Source organism: Embleya sp. AB8 (genome assembly GCF_049739465.1).
Classification (GTDB): domain Bacteria; phylum Actinomycetota; class Actinomycetes; order Streptomycetales; family Streptomycetaceae; genus Embleya.
Window position 1 is genome coordinate 248,130 of sequence record NZ_JBMHHY010000003.1, and the last position, 15,351, is coordinate 263,480.

Sequence of the window (15,351 nt, forward strand, 5' to 3'; positions counted from 1 at the left end):
CCCACGATCGGTTGGCAGCCTGCTCCGGCCGGGTTCGACCTCTTCGACCCAGGGCGGTTTTCCGCCCCGCAGGACGGGAAACCAAAGGGCACCGAACGGGACGGGAGGGGACCTGACCCCCCTGCTGCGCGACGGCGCACCCCCGTCCCGTGGGTAGCAAAAGCCCCCGGCGGCCGGGTCCACTCCCCCGTGCCCGGCCGTCAGGGGGTCTGCCCTTTTCGGCGACTCCGCCGCTGTCCGCGCTTTGCGCGCCGACCCGCCCCCGGCCGCCCTCGACGCGCGTCGATCCCGCGCAGATGCCGCGTTTCGCTGTACCCGATCCCGCGCCGCCGGCTCCCCGCGCCGACTCCCACCGACCCATCAGGATCAACCCACAAGACACCACCTGACGTGTGTGATCATCATTCCGCTCGTCCGGTTAATCTGGGCCGCATGATCGAACCCCGCGTCGCCCTCGTCACCTGCGCCGAGTTGCCCGATCTCGATCCGGACGAGCGGCTGCTGTTCGCTCCGCTGGCCGCGCGGGGCATCCGGGTCGAGGCCGCCGTGTGGACCGATCCGGCGGTCGACTGGGCCGCTTACGACCTGGTGATCCTGCGCTCGGTGTGGGACTACCCGGACCGGCGCGAGGAGTTCATCGCCTGGGCCGCGAGCGTTCCGCGCCTGGCGAATCCGGCGGCGGTGGTGACCTGGAACACCGACAAGACCTACCTGCGCGACCTCACCCGGGCCGGCCTGCCCGTCGTCGAGACGATGTGGCTGGAGCCGGACTCGACCGTCACGCTGCCCACCTCGGGCGTACACGTCGTCAAGCCCGCGATCAGCGCCGGGTCCCGCGACACCGAACGCTACGATCTGGCCTCGCCCGAGGAACGTGCCCTCGCCGCCGGCCACGCCACCAGCCTGCTGGCGGCCGGCCGTACCGTCATGGTCCAGCCCTACCTGGCGGCCGTGGACACCGTCGGCGAGACCGCGCTCGTCTACTTCGACGGTGTCTTCAGCCACGCCGTACGCAAGGGCCCGATGCTCGACGGCGACGCCGAACTGATCGACGGCCTCTACCGAGCCGAGGAGATCGCGGCCCGGGAACCCTCCGCCGCCGAATTCGCGATCGCCGCCCGGGTACTCACCGAGATCCCGTTCGCTCCGCTGCTGTACGCGCGCGTCGACCTGATCCCGGGCGCCGACGGCACGCCCACCGTGCTCGAACTGGAACTGACCGAACCGTCCCTGTTCCTCGCCTACGCCCCCGGCGCCGCCGACCGCCTCGCCGACTCGATCGTGGCCGCACTGCACCCGTAGCCGCATACCGCGAGAGCGGCACCTCGGCAGCGGCGCGCCGAAATCGCCCTTGCAGGAAGGCGATGCGATGACCCGCCCGACCGGCGCCCGGGCCGATCTCCGCATCCACCGCATCCACCGCATCCGTCACCGGCTCACCGGCTCACCGGCCCGAGCCCGCTCGGCCGGTCGGCGGTATGTCCTCGGTGCGGCCGTCCCGGCCGAGGGACGATGGACGTATGGAGCACGACATTTCCCTCGAATGGGACAGCGGACCGACGGCCGACCTCCGCCCGCCCACCGAGGTGTACGCCTCCATCGGCCTCCCACACCCGGAACCGGAAGCCGCCGCGGCCGCCGGCCCGGGTGCCCCCATCGGCACCATCCGCGCCCGGCAGGCCGGCCGACTCCTCGGGTGGGTGACCCTGTACGGCGACGGTGAGTCCCGGGTCGGCGCCCAGGGCGAACGCGCCGACCGGCTCGCCCGGCGCCTGGTCCGCGGCGCCCACGTCGGCGATCCCCCGCCAAGCGCCGAGGAACGTGCCGCCGCGGTCGGGATGTACCGCGAGGCCGCCGAGCAGGCCCGCTCGGCCGGTGCCCGGATCCTGCACTGGAGCGGCACCGACACCGCCCCGGAAGGCAACGCCGCCCGAGCCCTCGGAGCCCGCGTCACCGGCGAGATCGCCCGCATCTGGACGGTCGACCCACGCACCTGGTGGGCCCCCGGCGGCCTGCCCGCGGTACGGGTCCGCGCGCTGTCGGCACCGCGGGTGGGCGTGATCGGCGAAGGCGCGGAGCTCACCGCCGACGTCGCCGGCAGCCGGGCCTACACCAACGCGGCCGAGGCGATCACCGCCCCCGGCGTCACCGCCGACATCCTCGGCGCCGTGCTCGCGGAACTGGTGGAGTTGCTCCGCCGAACCCACCCCGACGTCACCGAACTCGCCGTCTTCGAATTCGACGCCGACCCCGAGGGCGCGGTCCGCCACGCCCTCCCCCGCGCCGGCCTACGCATCGAACACCGCCTCCTGGACTTCGAACTCCCGCTCACGTAGGCCCCGACCCGACCGACCAACCCACCGGACCGCCCGCGCGTGCTCACCACGGCCGAGTCTGCGGCCCCGGCAGCGGCCGCAACCCCGGCCACGCGGTCAGCAACCGCCCACGCAAGCGCCCCGCCAGCACCCCCAGTTCGCGCAGCGGCTCGTGGGCCGTGTCGGCGACCACGCCCAGGCGGTGGACGAGTCGCTCGCGGGCCGAGACGTAGCCCCACCGGAAGTCCTCCACCGGCACCCGGGCCAACTGGTCGACGTCGTCCCGGTGCGCCCGTTCCACCAACGCGTCGCCGCGGATCAGCCAGCCGGCACCCGCGTCGGCGAGCCCCGCCATCGGGTCGAGGTCCCGGCCGGTACACGCTCGCCACCTCGCCGCGTACACCGCCTCGACCTCGCGCAACGGCGCGCCGGTGACCGACATCGCACACCAGCACGTGGGGAACCCGGCCCGGAGATAGGCCAGTTCGACCAGCCCATCGCCCAGTGCGGCCTGCTCGAAGTCGATGAACCGAACCCCGTCGGCGGTGCGCAGCTCGTTGCCCGGACACGGATCGCCGTGCACCAGGGCATACCGCCCGGCCGGAGCCAACCGCCCGAGCAGCGCCGCCAACTCGTCCGGGACCCCCGCCGGGATCGGCACGTCCAGCGTCGCGGCCAGCTTCAGGAACGACTCCGCGTCGGCGGCCGTCGGCGCCGCCCAGGCCGGCAGCGCACCCGCGTCGGCCGGACCGGTGAGCGCGTGCAGCCGGGCCAGTGCGTCCGCGTAGCCCGGCATCCAGTCGTCGGTAGGGCCAAGGTCGTCCAGGAACTCCAGGATCATCACACACTCGTCGGGATCGGTACCGAGCACCCGCGGACCGACCCGGCCACGCTCGGCCAGCCGCAGCCCGGCCACCTCGCGCGCGAACCGCTCGGACGCGCCGTGCCGCCGGTCGCCCGCTTCGAGGATCTGCTTGACGATCGCCCGCTCACCGCCGAACTCCACCCGCCACACCCGCGAACGCGGGCTGCTGTCCAGGAGTTTCACCTTCTTCGGCACCCCGAACTCGGCCCGCAACGTGTCGCCGATCGGCATCCTGTAGCTCATGGGACAGTCACCATATCCATCCGCCACCGGCCCGACCGAGCACCCGCCGACCGAGCGGACCGCCGGCGGCGCCGGCGCGCCCCGAGCCGGCAGACTCCTCGCGTGGAGATCGACGGCGCCCCCGCGCACCCCGAGGACCTGGCCGCATTGGCGCTGAGCAACCTCGGCCATTTCACGTCCATGCGAGTCGCCGACGGTCGGGTGCGCGGCCTCGATCTGCACCTGGCCCGGCTGGTCCGGGACTGCCGCGCCGTGTTCGACGCCGAACTCGATCCGGACCGAGTGCTCGCCCTGATCCGCCGGGTCGCCGCCGATCGCGCCGGGGCGTTCGTCGTCCGCGTCACCGTGTTCGACCCGGCGATCGGGCCGACCACCGTCACCGCCCCCGCCACGCCACACATCCTGGTCACCACCCGCCCGGCCGGACCCGAGGCACCACCACCGCTGCGCGTCCTGCCCTCGGCCTACCGGCGCGACCTGCCCGAGATCAAGCACGTGGGCCTGTTCGGCCAACTGCAACAGCGCCGCCGGGCGATCCTGGCCGGCTACCACGACGCGCTGTTCGTCGAGCCGAACGGCCGGATCGCCGAGGGCGGCACCTGGAACATCGGCTTCGTCGTGAACGACCACCTGGTCCGCCCGGACGCCCCCTGCCTGCGCGGCGTCACGGCGGACCTGCTGTACGCCCGACACCCGGCCCCGACGCGCGCCCTGCGAGTCGACGAACTACCGGACGTCCAGGCCGCGTTCGCCACCAACGCGGCCATCGGCGTATGCCCGATCGCCGCCGTCGGCGAGCACGAACTGCGCACCGACCACCCGCTGCTGAGCACATTGGCCGACACCTACCGCGCCCTCCCGGGCGATCCGCTGTGAGGACGACGCCTCAGAGGTGTCACGGGTAGTCGAAGAAGCGGATCCACCACGTCGGTCCGTCCTCGACCGTGTAGTGATCGGCGAGCCGACTCGCACCGTCGTACGTGCTCCGCAACACATCCTCCGGAACGACGCGATACCCGAGGTCGTCGAGCCCGGCGGCGGCCCGCTCCAGGTCCGCCGGCGACACGTACGCGGGCGCCGCGCCGATCGGGTGGTCGTCCGGCGCGTCCACCCCCAATGCCGCCAGGCCGCCGAAGTTGCTGACCACGACGGTGATCCGACCGGTCCCGGACAGCGCCGCCGCCGGGACCACGATCGCGCCGTGCCGACTCGCCGCCCGGGCCTCCCCCTCGACCGGGCACCGACACCCGAAGTCCGCCTCGAGGCGACCCACCAGGCGGTCGAACCGCTCGCGCGTGGCGACCGGGTCGTAGTCGGCGGGAGCGGTCAGGTGCTCCGGGTCGTCCAGGGCACGCAGCAGTACCCAGGCGTCGTCTTCGTCGAGCAACATGTGTCAACCGATCCGTCCGGTGCGCGGCGCGTGCCCATACCCGGACCCCAGGCCGCGCACACGCGCGCATGGACAACACGATGATCTCGGCCGGCCGATATTCTCGGCTCCCGCGGCGTCGGGTCGCGATTGCCACGAAGGAGCCGAGATGACCGCCTTGGACCCGGCCATACCCGAGTCGGCCGGCCCCGAGTCGGCCCACTCCGAGCGGGTCGACCGAACGCGGTTGCAGCGGCGTACCATCCGCACCCTGATCGCCGCGCAGGTGGTCGGCGGCGTGGGCATGGGGTCGGCGCTGACCGTCGGCGGGCTGCTCGCCGAGGATCTGTCCGGGTCGAAGAGCTGGTCGGGTTTCGCGACCACGGCGATCACCCTGGGCGCGGCGGTGTTCGCGATACCGATGTCCCGCGCCGCGTCCCGGCACGGGCGCCGCGTCGCGCTCACCGCCGGCTGGGGGTTGGCCGCGATCGCCGCCGGCGGGGTGATCGTGGCCGCGGTCCTGGGCTGGTTCCCGCTGCTGATCGCGGCGCTCCTGGTGTTCGGCGCGGGTAGCGCCGCCAACCTCCAGTCCCGGTTCGCCGCGACCGACCTGGCCGACGACGCGGGGCGGGCCAAGGCGCTGTCCGTGGTGGTGTGGTCGACCACGCTCGGCGCGGTCCTCGGGCCCAACCTGAATCAGCCGGGCGCGGTGGTGGGCCGGGCGCTCGCCCTGCCGGAGTTGGCCGGCCCGTTCCTGTTCTCGATCGCCTCGTTCGCCGGCGCCGGGATCATCCTGTGGGTGGCGCTGCGCCCGGATCCGCTGTTGATCGCGCGTGCCGACCTCGGCGATCGAGAGCCGCAGCGGGGCGATCTGCGCGGCGCGTTCGCGGTGATCCGCCGGGCGCCCCGGGCGCTGCTCGGGCTGGCCACGGTGTCGTTCGGACACGTGGTGATGGTGTCGGTGATGGCGATGACCCCGGTGCACATGAAGGACCACGGCACCGCGTTGACCCTGGTCGGGCTGACCATCAGCTTCCATATCGCCGGGATGTACGCGTTGTCCCCGGTGGTGGGCTGGGCCGCCGACCGGTTCGGCCGGGTCCCGGTGATCCTGGCCGGCCAATTCGTGCTCCTGCTCGCCGTGTTCACCGCGGGCACCTCGGGCCACTCCACCTGGCGCACCATGGTCGGGCTGGTCCTGCTCGGCCTCGGCTGGTCGTGCAGCCTGGTCGCGGGCTCCGCCCTGCTCGGCGAATCGGTGCCGGCCGCCGCCCGGCCGGGCGTCCAGGGCCTGTCCGACCTGCTGATGAACCTGGCCGGCGCGGTGGGCGGCGCGGCCTCCGGCACGGTTTTGGGGCTGGCCGGCTACGGCGGCCTCAACCTGGTCGCGGGCCTGGTCACCGCCCCGGTCCTGTGCGTCGCGGCGGGCTTCGCGCTGGGTCGGTCCGGCCGCCGGATCGCCTGACCCGCGCGCGGACCCGGCCGGCGCCCCGCCTCGGATGGCCCGCCCCGGTCGTGAGCGGTGATCGATCACCATATGTTTGGACGAAATGTGCCAAATGGTCGCGGGTTTCCTCCCGGGCCTTCCCGGAAGGGGCAACCATGGTGCAGCGGGTGGTCGTCGTCGGAGCAGGATTCGCCGGGTTCGAGACGGTACGCAAGCTGGAGCGGTCGCTGGGGCCACGCGAGGCCGAGATCGTGCTCGTGAGCCCGATGGACTACATGGTCTACCGGCCCCTGCTGCCGCAGGTCGCGGCCGGCGTACTGTCCTCGCGGACCACCGCGGTGCCGCTGCACCGGATGTTCAAGCGCACCCACGTGGTGCCCGGCGGCGCGATCGGGGTGGACCTGGCGGCCAAGGTATGCGTGGTACGCAAGATCTCCGGCGACGTCACCAACGAGCACTACGACCGGCTCGTGCTCGCCCCGGGCAGCGTGACCCGCACCTTCGACATCCCGGGGCTGACCACCTACGGGCACGGCATGAAGAACCTGGCCGAGGCGGTGTATCTGCGCGACCACGTGATCGCCCAGTTGGAGATCGCCAACTCCAGCACCGATCCGGCCGAGCGGGCCTCGCGCTGCCAGTTCATCGTGGTCGGCGGCGGCTATGCGGGCGTCGAGACCGCCGCGTGCCTGGAGATGCTGACCACCAACGCGTTGCGGCACTTCCCGCGCCTGGACCCGGCGCAGGTGCGCTGGATGATCGTGGACGTCGCACCGCGGCTGATGCCCGAACTCGGCGAGAACCTGGGCAAGGCCACGTTGCAGATGTTGGCCAAGCGCGGCGTGGACGTGCGGCTCGGGATCAGCGTGCAGGAGATCACCGAGGACTCGGTGACGCTGACCACCGGCGAGAAGTTGCCGTGCCGGACGCTGGTCTGGACGGCGGGCGTCACGGCGAGTCCCCTGGTCGACACGGTGGGCACCGAGTTGGTGCGTGGCCGGCTCGCGGTGGCCGCCGATCTGGCCGTGCCCGGTCACTCGGACGTGTTCGCGCTCGGGGACGCCGCGGCCGTCCCGGACCTGGCCAAGGGCGACGGCGCGATCTGCCCGCCCACCGCGCAGTACGCCCACCGGCAGGCCAAGGTCGCCGCGGCCAACGTGGTCGCGTCGCTGCGCGGGCAGCGGCTGAGCCCGTTCCGGCACAAGGATCTGGGCCTGGTGGTCGACCTCGGCGGCACCCAGGCGGTGGCCCGGCCGCTCGGCTACGAGATGCGCGGGCTGCCCGCCCAGGCGATCACGCGTGGCTACCACCTGATGACGGTGCCGTCGATCCGGGCCCGCACCCGGGTGCTCTCCAACTGGGTCCAGCACGCGTTCGCCGGCGACGACCTGGTCCGCCTCGGCTTCATGTCCGACCAGGACGGGCGCATGGGCAACCTGGAGAAGACCGACGCCTACCTGTCGGCGGACGAGATCGCCGCGCGCACCGGATCCCGGTCGGCACACCCGTGAGTGCGATCACTCGTCGCGCTCGCCGCGTTCTTCGGTTCGGTTGCCGGCACCGCGTTCGCTGCGTTCCTTGAGGCCGGCCGCCTCCATCCGTAGATAGCGCCGGGTCAGGCCGCCCGCGAGCAGGTCCACCACCGGGGTGAGCAGGCCCTCCTGGCGCAGCGTCAGCCGGACCGTGACGCCCTCGCCCGGCTCGATCCGGTGTTCGGCGATCGTGGTAACCCCGCCGCCCCGGGAGATCCAGGTGAACGCGCGGCCCTCCTCCAGGTCGGTGACCAGCCACTGCGCCGCGGGCAGCCGCGGCTGCTTGATCCGCACCCGGCTGCCGACGTCGAACGGCTCCCGGTCGAGCCGGCGCACCATCCGCATCGACGCGGTCCAGGTGGGCCACTGCTCGACGTCGCTCAGGATCGCCCAGACCCGCTCGGGCGTCGCGTCGATGTGGATGCTCTCGTGGTAGGCCATCGTGCTCCCCCATCCCGCCGGCGAACGTGCCGGTCACCGTAGGGCCATGGTCCACAGCGGACCGCGACCGGACAAGAGGGCCGGGTCCGGTCCGGCGGATCCGGGTGCCGCGAGTGGTCGGGGCGGGTACACGGGGGCCATGAACGACAAGCACGCGGCGGCCCGGCTGCGGACGACGCTGGTGGAACGGTTGCGGCTGATCGGGAGCGTACGCACCGAGGCGGTCGCACACGCCATGTCCGAGGTGCCGCGCGAGCTGTTCACGCCCGGCTCGACCTCGCTCACCGAGGCGTATCGGGACCGCGTGGTGGTGTTGTCCGTCGACGAGCGCGGGCTGCCGGACAGTACGGTCAGCCAGCCGGCGATGGTCGCGCTGATGCTCGAACAGCTGGCCGTACGGCCCGGGATGCGGGTATTGGAGATCGGCACCGGGAGCGGCTACAACGCGGCGCTCCTGGCCACGCTGGTCGGCCCGACGGGCGAGGTGGTCAGCATCGAGGTGTCCGCCGAACTGGCGGGCGCGGCGGCGCGGCGGCTGGCCGGGCTCGGCGTGCGGGTGGACGTGCGGGCCGGGGACGGCTGGGAGGGGGTCGCCGATCGGGCGCCGTTCGATCGTATCGAGGCCACCGTGGGGGTGCCGGATCTGCCGCCGGCGTGGGTCGAGCAGCTCGCGCCGGACGGGGTGCTGGTCACGCCGATGTGGCTGCGGCCCGGGTTGGAGTTGGCCATCGCCTGGGAGCGGGCCCCGGACGGGACGCTGACCAGTGTGTCGGTCACCCGCTGCGGCTTCCTGCAGTTGCGCGGCCCGCACGCCGGACCGGGCCGCACCCACGCGCTGACCGGGGACCTCGCGGTGATCGGCGAGGATCTGCCGCCGGCCGCGCTGGACGTGCTGCGCGAGTTGCTCGACCACGGCGCCGTGGACGCGGGGCCGGTGCTCGGCCCGGTGGACACCCGGCTGACCGGGTTCGCGTTGGCCGAGCCGCGTTCGGTGTTGTTCCTGGGCCACCCCGGGGACGGGACGACGTGGGGGTTGTTCGACCCGAAGTTGCCCGCGCTCGCGGTGCTGATGCGGGATCGGATCCTGGTCTACGGCGACCGGGACGCGGCGGTCGAGTTGTACTACGGGGTGGCGGGCGCGCCGGTGGTCAACGCGGAGCGGCTGCGGGTCGAGGCGGTTCCGGTGGGCACGAACTTCCCGGCCGCGCCGGCCTCGGCCGGGCGGTCGTGGACGGTGGAGCGGGACCACCACCACTACCGCCTGACCGAAATCTGACCACCGGGCGCCCGCTACTCGGCGCCGCCTGGCGCTACTTGGGGGTGCGCAGCAGGCAGAACTCGTTGCCCTCGGGGTCAGGGTTCACTGGGGCAGCGCGCGGACCACCTGGCCGAAGCGGGCGGACCCGGTCAACGTGGCGTGTTCCGGGCCCTTCCACTCCACCTCCAGCTCCTCGAGGATGCCCTCGTGCCACCAGAAGATGCCGGTGGACAGCGGCTGTTGATCCCGGGTCAGCGCCTGTGCGGTCTTGACGACGAACCCGGCCATGCCGACGGTGCGCTGCGAGTTGAGCGGCAGTGCGAGCAGGTTGTTGTCGGTCGGCAGGACGACCAGCGCGCCCGCGCGCAGCGGGTCGCCGATCGCCTCGCCGAGCCGGAAGACCTGGGCCGAGCCGGGCCAGCTCTGCCCGTTCAGCGAGTGCAGCGTGCTGCCGGTGGTCTCCATCGGCATGCCGCCGTAGCCCTCCGTGCGCAGGTTGGTCGCGGCTTGGAGCCAGACGTCCTCGATCGCGAACCCCCAGTGCTGCACCATCGGCGCCTCGATCGTGACAGCCGTCCCGTCCGGCCCCTTGACGCACGCCACCGCGACGATCTCGCCCCGGTCACCGAGCGGCCACAGCACGGCCTGCGCGCCCAGGTGCGGCCCGGGTCGGCCGACCATCAGCCGCAGGTCCTGCCGGATGCGCTCCGGCGGCGCGCTCATCAGGACGCCGCGCACGTCCTGCCCCCAGGCGGCGTTCTGCTGGTTGCGGGACTGGCGACGAAACAACGCCACGGAAGACTCCTCGAACGGCGGTGGCGGGCGGGCCTGACAAGTCATAGTCAACACCCCCCGCCCGACGCAACATCAACCGCCGGGGCCGGACATCGGGACCGGGGCTTGAAGACGCTCACTATGCCTGGCGGGTGGGCATCACGATGATTTGGCGGAGGTTGACGTGGCGGGGGCGGGTGGCCACGTAGGACACCAGGTCGGCGATGTCGGCGGCGGCGAGTGAGCCGACCGCGTCGAACATGGAGTCCAGTTGGCCGCTCAGTGCCGGGTTGTCGATGTGCGAGCCGAGTTCGGTGTCGGTCAGGCCCGGCTCGATGTTGGTGACCCGGACGTCGCGCGGGCCCAGTTCGGTGCGCAGCGACGCGGACAGGAAGGTGAGCGCGGCCTTGGTCGCGCCGTACACGGCGTAGTTCGGGAAGGTCACGTGTGCGCCGATCGAGGAGATGTCGATCAGGTCGGCGCCGCGCCCGTCGGCCGCCGCGGCGACCAGGTCGGCGGTGAACGCGCGGATGATCCGCAACACGCCGGTGAGGTTGGTGTCGATCATCCGGGTCCACTCGTCGATCCGGCCGTCGTCGAGCGGGTTGGGCAACATCACCCCGGCGGCGTTGACGACCAGGTCGACCCGGCCCAGTTCGGCGCGGACCCGGGCGGCGCCGGCGTCCACGGACGCCTGGTCGGTGACGTCGACCGGGACGGCGAGGGCGGTGCCGCCGGCGGCGGTGAGTTCGGCGGCGAGGTCTTCGAGGCGGTCCTTGCGGCGCGCCAGCAGCGCGACGTGCGCACCCTGCTCGGCGAGCAGGCGCGCGGTCGCGGCGCCCATGCCGCCGGCGGCTCCGGTGACGACGGCGATCCGACCGGCGAGGGGGGTGGGGTGGCTCACGGGATTCTCCAGGGGTGGGTGGTGTCCGCGGGGTGATTCCTGCCGACTCGGGTCACTCTGCCCGGTTGCCCGGGTCGACACCCAGAGCACACGTTTTCCTGGGTCCGCCGGTACTACCTTCGTGGTCGGCGCGGGGCGGGCCGGCGCCGGCGCGGCGCTAGAGTCCGAGGATGAGCGACGCGTCCTTCGAGCAACTCGGCGACTTCCTGCGTGCGTGTCGGGCCCGGGTCGGGCCCGAGGAGGTCGGGCTGCCGGTGTTCGGCCGCAAGCGTCGGGTGGCCGGGTTGCGGCGCGAGGAGGTGGCCCAGCTCGCGGGGGTGAGCGTGGACTACTACGTACGCCTGGAGCAGGGCCGCGGGCAGCACGTGTCGGACCCGATCCTGGACGCGATCGGGCGGGTGTTGCGCCTTGACGCGACCGAGTACGCGCACATGTGGGACCTGGCCCGGCCGACTCGGGTGAGCGCACGGCGGGTCGCGCCCTCGACGGCGCGGCCGGGGGTACAGGCGCTCCTCGACCGGATCGACGCGCCGGCGGTCGTGCTGGGCCGCTGTATGGACGTGTTGGCGTGGAATGCGCCCGCCGACGCGATGATGGCGCTGAGCGCGATGGCGCCGCACGCGCGCAACATGGCACGGCACACGTTCCTGTCGCCGGACGCGGGCCGGTTCTATCCGGAGTGGGAGCGGGTCGCCGCGGACACCGTCGGGTATCTGCGACTGGACGCGGCGCGCCACCCCGGGGACGCCCGAATGGCCGCGCTGGTCGAGGAGTTGGCGGCGGGCAACCCGCGCTTTCGGCCGCTGTGGGAGGCACACCGGGTGGCCGACAAGACGCACGGTACGAAGACCGTGCACCCGGTCGGTGGCACCGCGCAGGAGCTGACCTACGAGACGTTGGCCTTTCCCGGGGACGCCGATCTGCTCCTGCTGGTCTACACGAGCGGCCCGCGCGCCGAGCCCGCCCGCGCGGACGTGGCCACGGCCGCTCGGCAGAACTGATCTCCGGGGCCTGGCCGGTATCCGCGCGGCGCGCTACGCGCTCAGTTCGCGTTCCAAGGGGACGCGGAATCTGGGGGTCACGCAGGTCCCGGCCAACCATGCGGCGTGCCGGGCCAGTTCGGCCTCGATCGCCTTGGTCGCGGCCGGTTCGAGGTCGACCAGGGCGCGCCAGACGAGTTCGCCGTCGGGGCGGGTGGCCCAGCCGCCGACGACTCGGCCCCGCCACCACACGGTGGGGCCGATGTTGCCCATCCGATCGAACAGGCGCTCGCGCAGTTCGGGGGTGATGTACCAGTCCCGGTCCTTCCAGCCCATCGGTGTCGCGTCGAGCGCGGGGAGCAGTGCGGCCCACGGCTCCGCAGCCGGCGTCGGCGCCTCGTCGCCGGGCAGGACGTAGCCCACCGTGCCGTTGTCCAGGCGGACCTCGACGGCCCGGATCGCGGCGAGGGCGTGTCGGGTGTCGGCCAGGGTCCAGCCGGTCCACCACTTGAGGTCGTCCAGTGTCCCGGGCCCGAACGCGGCCAGCCAGCCGCGCACCAGTTCGGCCTTGGCCTCCGTCTTGCCGATCGCCGGCAGCGGCGGCGCGATCGTGTAGCGGAACCGGCTGGACAACCACGACCCCTGCGGCTCGGCCCGGACGATCCGGCCCTCGCAGGACAGGGTGAACAACAGCCGGGTGGACACGCCCACGTCGGCCTCGTACGGCTTGCCGATCGCGACCCGGATCTGGGTGCGCAACAGCGGCACCACCTCGCCCAGTTGCACGGCGGTGGCCTCGCCGAGGTCGGTGAGCGCGGCCACCGTGTCCGCCTCGACCCGGTCCAGCCAGGCCTCGTCGTAGCCGCCGGAGGCGAGGAACTGGAGCATCACCCGGCGCTGGGTGACCGCGACCGCGTCGGTGCTGGAGCGTTGGACCACGTGCACGAGTTCGCGCGGGACCACGTATACGGTGCGCCGCATGCCGGGCATCCGGACCAGGGACCGGTCCCGGTAGAGGGCCCGGCGCACCTCGTCGATCGACGGCGCGGCCAGGCGCGCGCAGGTGGAGGCGTAGACCGTGGCCGGATCGGTGGCGTGCAGCAGGAGCACGGCCCGGACCGCTTCCTCCGCGCTCACGGCGCGCGCGCCGGGCGCCAGCCGGTGCCGAGTGCCCAAACGCGCTCGTCGTTCGTCGTCGGTGATCCGTGGCAGCGCAGAGGTCATGGGCCGACCATAGGGGTCCGATCCGACATGTGGCCGGGAATCATGCGGCGCGGCGATTCCGGATCGCTTTAGCGTGACGGGGTCGGTACACGGAAGAATCGAGTACCGAGTTCCCTGTGGTTCCGTGTAGTTCCCTGTACCGCCGCACGTTCGGGTGAAGGAGTCAGCATGCCGTCTGCGGGATCGCCCCGGTTCGATTGGCGTCGATGGACGCGCCCTCGCGGGCCCTCGGCCAACCCGGTCGGGCCGCAACCGCCCAAGTCCGGAAACCGGGTGGTGATCGGCGCGGTGATCGTCGGGGTGATCGTGATCGTGGTGGCGCTGCTGCTCGATTCCGGTGGTGGCGACAACACGAGCTCGGCGTCGAGTACGTCCTCGCCGGGCGCGTCGAAATCGGCGCACCCGTCGACGAGCGCGAGCGGCACGGCCGCGCCCTCGCCCACCTCCACCGTCAAGCTGGCGGTGATCGCACGTCAGGCGATCGGTCTGGAGATACGGGAGAAGCCGGGCAAGGGCAAGACCATCGCCGAGGTGAGCACGGGCACCGAGCTGACCGCGACCTGCCGGGCCAAGGGACCGGTGAACGTCTACGGGTGGCGCGGCGGCAAGAGCGATCAGTGGGTCCTGGTGACCACGAGCCAGGGGACGGGCTACGCGCCGGAGGCGTGGTTGGAGACCACCGGGTCGGCGAAGGACGTGCTGCCGCCCTGCTGACCGGCCGGGGCCGGCGCCGGGTGTGGCATCGGCCGCGCCGCGGACCGGCCCCGCATCCGCTCGCGGCCGATCAGCCACGGGCTCAGCGGGGTGTGCGCGACCAGCCACGTGAACGCGGCCGAGCCGAGCGCGACCACGCTCACCAGCACGGCGGTGTTCACCGCCGCGGACCACGGGAGCGCGGCGGCGAAGCCGTTCAGTTCGAGCAGTCGCAGGATCATCGGGTGCACCAGGTAGACGCCGAAGGCCAATTGCGCCCCCAGTGCGGCGGCGCGCCGGCTGGGCACGGGGCCGCCGGCCCGCTCCCAGCGGGTGGCCAGGGCGTAGAGCGCGAGCACCGCGACCGGGCCCCACAGCAGGCTCACCGGCTGGGTGGCCATCGACGCGGTCGCGGTGTCCCGGCCGCCGGCCACGGTGTGCCGGTACCAGAACAGGGTCACCGCGAGCGTCGCCAGGGTGCCGAGCCAGATGGTCCGGGTGTGCCCGACGACCCATGCGTGGAACGTGTCCAGGTGTACCGCGGCCAGCGCGCCGGCCATCACGAAGAACCCGTAGGTGGGCAGCAACATCCCGCCGTGCACCCGGTACCACTCCAGCGGGCCGCTCAGCGGCGTCTGGTGGAACAGCACGATCAGCGCGGCCAGTTGCACCACGCCGGTGGCCACGAGCAGCAGCGAGTGCCGGCCGGTGGTGGCCCGGACCAGCTTGACGAACAGCGGGAGGAGTGCGGCGATCTGCAGCGAGACGAGCAGGAAGTAGAGGTGGTACCAGGAGCCGCCCCAGATGATCCCGCCGCGCAGGTCGGCCAGCGCGCCGGGCAGGTCCCGGGCGATCCGCGGATGGTCGCCGAGCACCCAGTAGGCGGTGGACCACAGCAGGTAGGGCACGCCCAGGAGGCGGAACCGCTTGCCGAGGAAGGCGCGCACCCGCAGGGGCCGGTGGTAGACGCTGTGGAAGAGCACGAAGGTGCTGACGAAGAAGAAGATCGCGCGGGTGGAGTGCAGGACGAGTTGGGTGAACGCGGGGCGCTCGCCCGGGAAGGGGTAGGTGACGCCGATGACGTGGACGACGATCACGCACAGGAAGGCGATGTCGCGGATCAGGTCGACGCGGTGCAGGTGCGGGCGGCGGACGGAGGCGGGGGCGGCCCCGGGGGCGGGGGTGGCCGCGGGGTGCGCGCCGGCGCGCACGGGCGCCGGGGCCGGGCGCGGGCCCCGGGGTCGTTTGGCGGCGGTGTCGAAGTAGAGGGACATCAACAAGCGCCTGCCCGGAAAACGCCGGCCAC

The 15,351-nt window shown here is 72.9% G+C and carries 15 protein-coding genes; 8 read left to right on the forward strand and 7 right to left on the reverse strand.

Annotated elements, in window-relative coordinates; all coding sequences use genetic code 11:
- The first annotated feature begins 432 nt into the window (after positions 1-432).
- A complete protein-coding gene (locus ABIA38_RS05930; RefSeq protein WP_424637351.1) occupies positions 433-1,302 on the forward strand; it encodes an ATP-grasp domain-containing protein in 870 nt (289 codons plus the stop codon).
- 218 nt (positions 1,303-1,520) lie between these two features.
- Complete coding sequence (locus ABIA38_RS05935) at positions 1,521-2,336, forward strand: hypothetical protein (RefSeq protein ID WP_424637352.1); 816 nt, start codon at positions 1,521-1,523, stop codon at positions 2,334-2,336.
- A gap of 43 nt (positions 2,337-2,379) precedes the next feature.
- Here ABIA38_RS05935 and ABIA38_RS05940 read toward each other — a convergent pair whose 3' ends face one another.
- On the reverse strand, positions 2,380-3,423 hold the full coding sequence (locus ABIA38_RS05940; RefSeq protein WP_424637353.1) for a phosphotransferase family protein: 1,044 nt from the start codon (positions 3,421-3,423) through the stop codon (positions 2,380-2,382).
- Between the two features lie 102 nt (positions 3,424-3,525).
- Here ABIA38_RS05940 and ABIA38_RS05945 point away from each other — a divergent pair, with 102 nt between their 5' ends.
- Positions 3,526-4,299, forward strand: a complete 774-nt coding sequence (locus tag ABIA38_RS05945; RefSeq protein ID WP_424637354.1) for an aminotransferase class IV — start codon at positions 3,526-3,528, stop codon at positions 4,297-4,299.
- Positions 4,300-4,318: 19 nt separating this feature from the next.
- Here ABIA38_RS05945 and ABIA38_RS05950 read toward each other — a convergent pair whose 3' ends face one another.
- On the reverse strand, positions 4,319-4,813 hold the full coding sequence (locus tag ABIA38_RS05950) for a hypothetical protein (RefSeq protein ID WP_424637355.1): 495 nt from the start codon (positions 4,811-4,813) through the stop codon (positions 4,319-4,321).
- 148 nt (positions 4,814-4,961) lie between these two features.
- Between ABIA38_RS05950 and ABIA38_RS05955 the strand changes: the two genes are divergently transcribed.
- Both ABIA38_RS05955 and ABIA38_RS05960 read left to right on the forward strand, forming a co-directional pair.
- The gene (locus ABIA38_RS05955) at positions 4,962-6,257 is read left to right on the forward strand and encodes an MFS transporter (RefSeq protein ID WP_424637356.1); all 1,296 of its coding nucleotides are present in this window, start codon (positions 4,962-4,964) and stop codon (positions 6,255-6,257) included.
- 137 nt (positions 6,258-6,394) lie between these two features.
- The gene (locus tag ABIA38_RS05960; RefSeq protein WP_424637357.1) at positions 6,395-7,750 is read left to right on the forward strand and encodes an NAD(P)/FAD-dependent oxidoreductase; all 1,356 of its coding nucleotides are present in this window, start codon (positions 6,395-6,397) and stop codon (positions 7,748-7,750) included.
- A gap of 6 nt (positions 7,751-7,756) precedes the next feature.
- On the opposite strand, the gene ABIA38_RS05965 is transcribed toward ABIA38_RS05960, so the two are convergent.
- Positions 7,757-8,212, reverse strand: a complete 456-nt coding sequence (locus ABIA38_RS05965; protein WP_424637358.1) for an SRPBCC family protein — start codon at positions 8,210-8,212, stop codon at positions 7,757-7,759.
- Positions 8,213-8,351: 139 nt separating this feature from the next.
- On the opposite strand from ABIA38_RS05965, the gene ABIA38_RS05970 reads away from it, so the two are divergent.
- Complete coding sequence (locus ABIA38_RS05970) at positions 8,352-9,488, forward strand: methyltransferase domain-containing protein (protein WP_424637359.1); 1,137 nt, start codon at positions 8,352-8,354, stop codon at positions 9,486-9,488.
- Between the two features lie 84 nt (positions 9,489-9,572).
- Here ABIA38_RS05970 and ABIA38_RS05975 read toward each other — a convergent pair whose 3' ends face one another.
- Positions 9,573-10,265, reverse strand: a complete 693-nt coding sequence (locus ABIA38_RS05975) for a hypothetical protein (protein WP_424637360.1) — start codon at positions 10,263-10,265, stop codon at positions 9,573-9,575.
- A 118-nt stretch (positions 10,266-10,383) separates the two neighbouring features.
- Positions 10,384-11,148: an SDR family oxidoreductase gene (locus ABIA38_RS05980; protein WP_424637361.1), complete on the reverse strand. Its 765-nt coding sequence runs from the start codon at positions 11,146-11,148 to the stop codon at positions 10,384-10,386.
- Positions 11,149-11,318: 170 nt separating this feature from the next.
- Between ABIA38_RS05980 and ABIA38_RS05985 the strand changes: the two genes are divergently transcribed.
- Complete coding sequence (locus ABIA38_RS05985; protein ID WP_424637362.1) at positions 11,319-12,149, forward strand: helix-turn-helix transcriptional regulator; 831 nt, start codon at positions 11,319-11,321, stop codon at positions 12,147-12,149.
- A gap of 33 nt (positions 12,150-12,182) precedes the next feature.
- Here ABIA38_RS05985 and ABIA38_RS05990 read toward each other — a convergent pair whose 3' ends face one another.
- Positions 12,183-13,352 carry a winged helix DNA-binding domain-containing protein gene (locus tag ABIA38_RS05990; RefSeq protein WP_424637363.1) on the reverse strand — a complete coding sequence of 390 codons (1,170 nt, stop codon included), beginning with the start codon at positions 13,350-13,352 and terminating at the stop codon, positions 12,183-12,185.
- A 168-nt stretch (positions 13,353-13,520) separates the two neighbouring features.
- Between ABIA38_RS05990 and ABIA38_RS05995 the strand changes: the two genes are divergently transcribed.
- Positions 13,521-14,066: a hypothetical protein gene (locus ABIA38_RS05995; RefSeq protein WP_424637364.1), complete on the forward strand. Its 546-nt coding sequence runs from the start codon at positions 13,521-13,523 to the stop codon at positions 14,064-14,066.
- On the opposite strand, the gene ABIA38_RS06000 is transcribed toward ABIA38_RS05995, so the two are convergent.
- A complete protein-coding gene (locus tag ABIA38_RS06000; protein ID WP_424637365.1) occupies positions 14,003-15,319 on the reverse strand; it encodes an acyltransferase in 1,317 nt (438 codons plus the stop codon). The genes ABIA38_RS05995 and ABIA38_RS06000 overlap by 64 nt on opposite strands.
- Positions 15,320-15,351 lie beyond the last annotated feature (32 nt).

Excerpts from the sequence above, each read along its gene's own strand:
- ABIA38_RS05930 (WP_424637351.1), top strand. The coding sequence starts at position 433 with ATGATCGAACCCCGCGTCGCCCTCGTCACCTGCGCCGAGTTGCCCGAT.
- ABIA38_RS05935 (WP_424637352.1), top strand. The coding sequence starts at position 1,521 with ATGGAGCACGACATTTCCCTCGAATGGGACAGCGGACCGACGGCCGAC.
- ABIA38_RS05940 (WP_424637353.1), bottom strand. The coding sequence starts at position 3,423 with ATGAGCTACAGGATGCCGATCGGCGACACGTTGCGGGCCGAGTTCGGG.
- ABIA38_RS05950 (WP_424637355.1), bottom strand. The coding sequence starts at position 4,813 with ATGTTGCTCGACGAAGACGACGCCTGGGTACTGCTGCGTGCCCTGGAC.
- ABIA38_RS05955 (WP_424637356.1), top strand. The coding sequence starts at position 4,962 with ATGACCGCCTTGGACCCGGCCATACCCGAGTCGGCCGGCCCCGAGTCG.
- ABIA38_RS05960 (WP_424637357.1), top strand. The coding sequence starts at position 6,395 with ATGGTGCAGCGGGTGGTCGTCGTCGGAGCAGGATTCGCCGGGTTCGAG.
- ABIA38_RS05965 (WP_424637358.1), bottom strand. The coding sequence starts at position 8,212 with ATGGCCTACCACGAGAGCATCCACATCGACGCGACGCCCGAGCGGGTC.
- ABIA38_RS05970 (WP_424637359.1), top strand. The coding sequence starts at position 8,352 with ATGAACGACAAGCACGCGGCGGCCCGGCTGCGGACGACGCTGGTGGAA.
- ABIA38_RS05985 (WP_424637362.1), top strand. The coding sequence starts at position 11,319 with ATGAGCGACGCGTCCTTCGAGCAACTCGGCGACTTCCTGCGTGCGTGT.
- ABIA38_RS05990 (WP_424637363.1), bottom strand. The coding sequence starts at position 13,352 with ATGACCTCTGCGCTGCCACGGATCACCGACGACGAACGACGAGCGCGT.
- ABIA38_RS05995 (WP_424637364.1), top strand. The coding sequence starts at position 13,521 with ATGCCGTCTGCGGGATCGCCCCGGTTCGATTGGCGTCGATGGACGCGC.
- ABIA38_RS06000 (WP_424637365.1), bottom strand. The coding sequence starts at position 15,319 with ATGTCCCTCTACTTCGACACCGCCGCCAAACGACCCCGGGGCCCGCGC.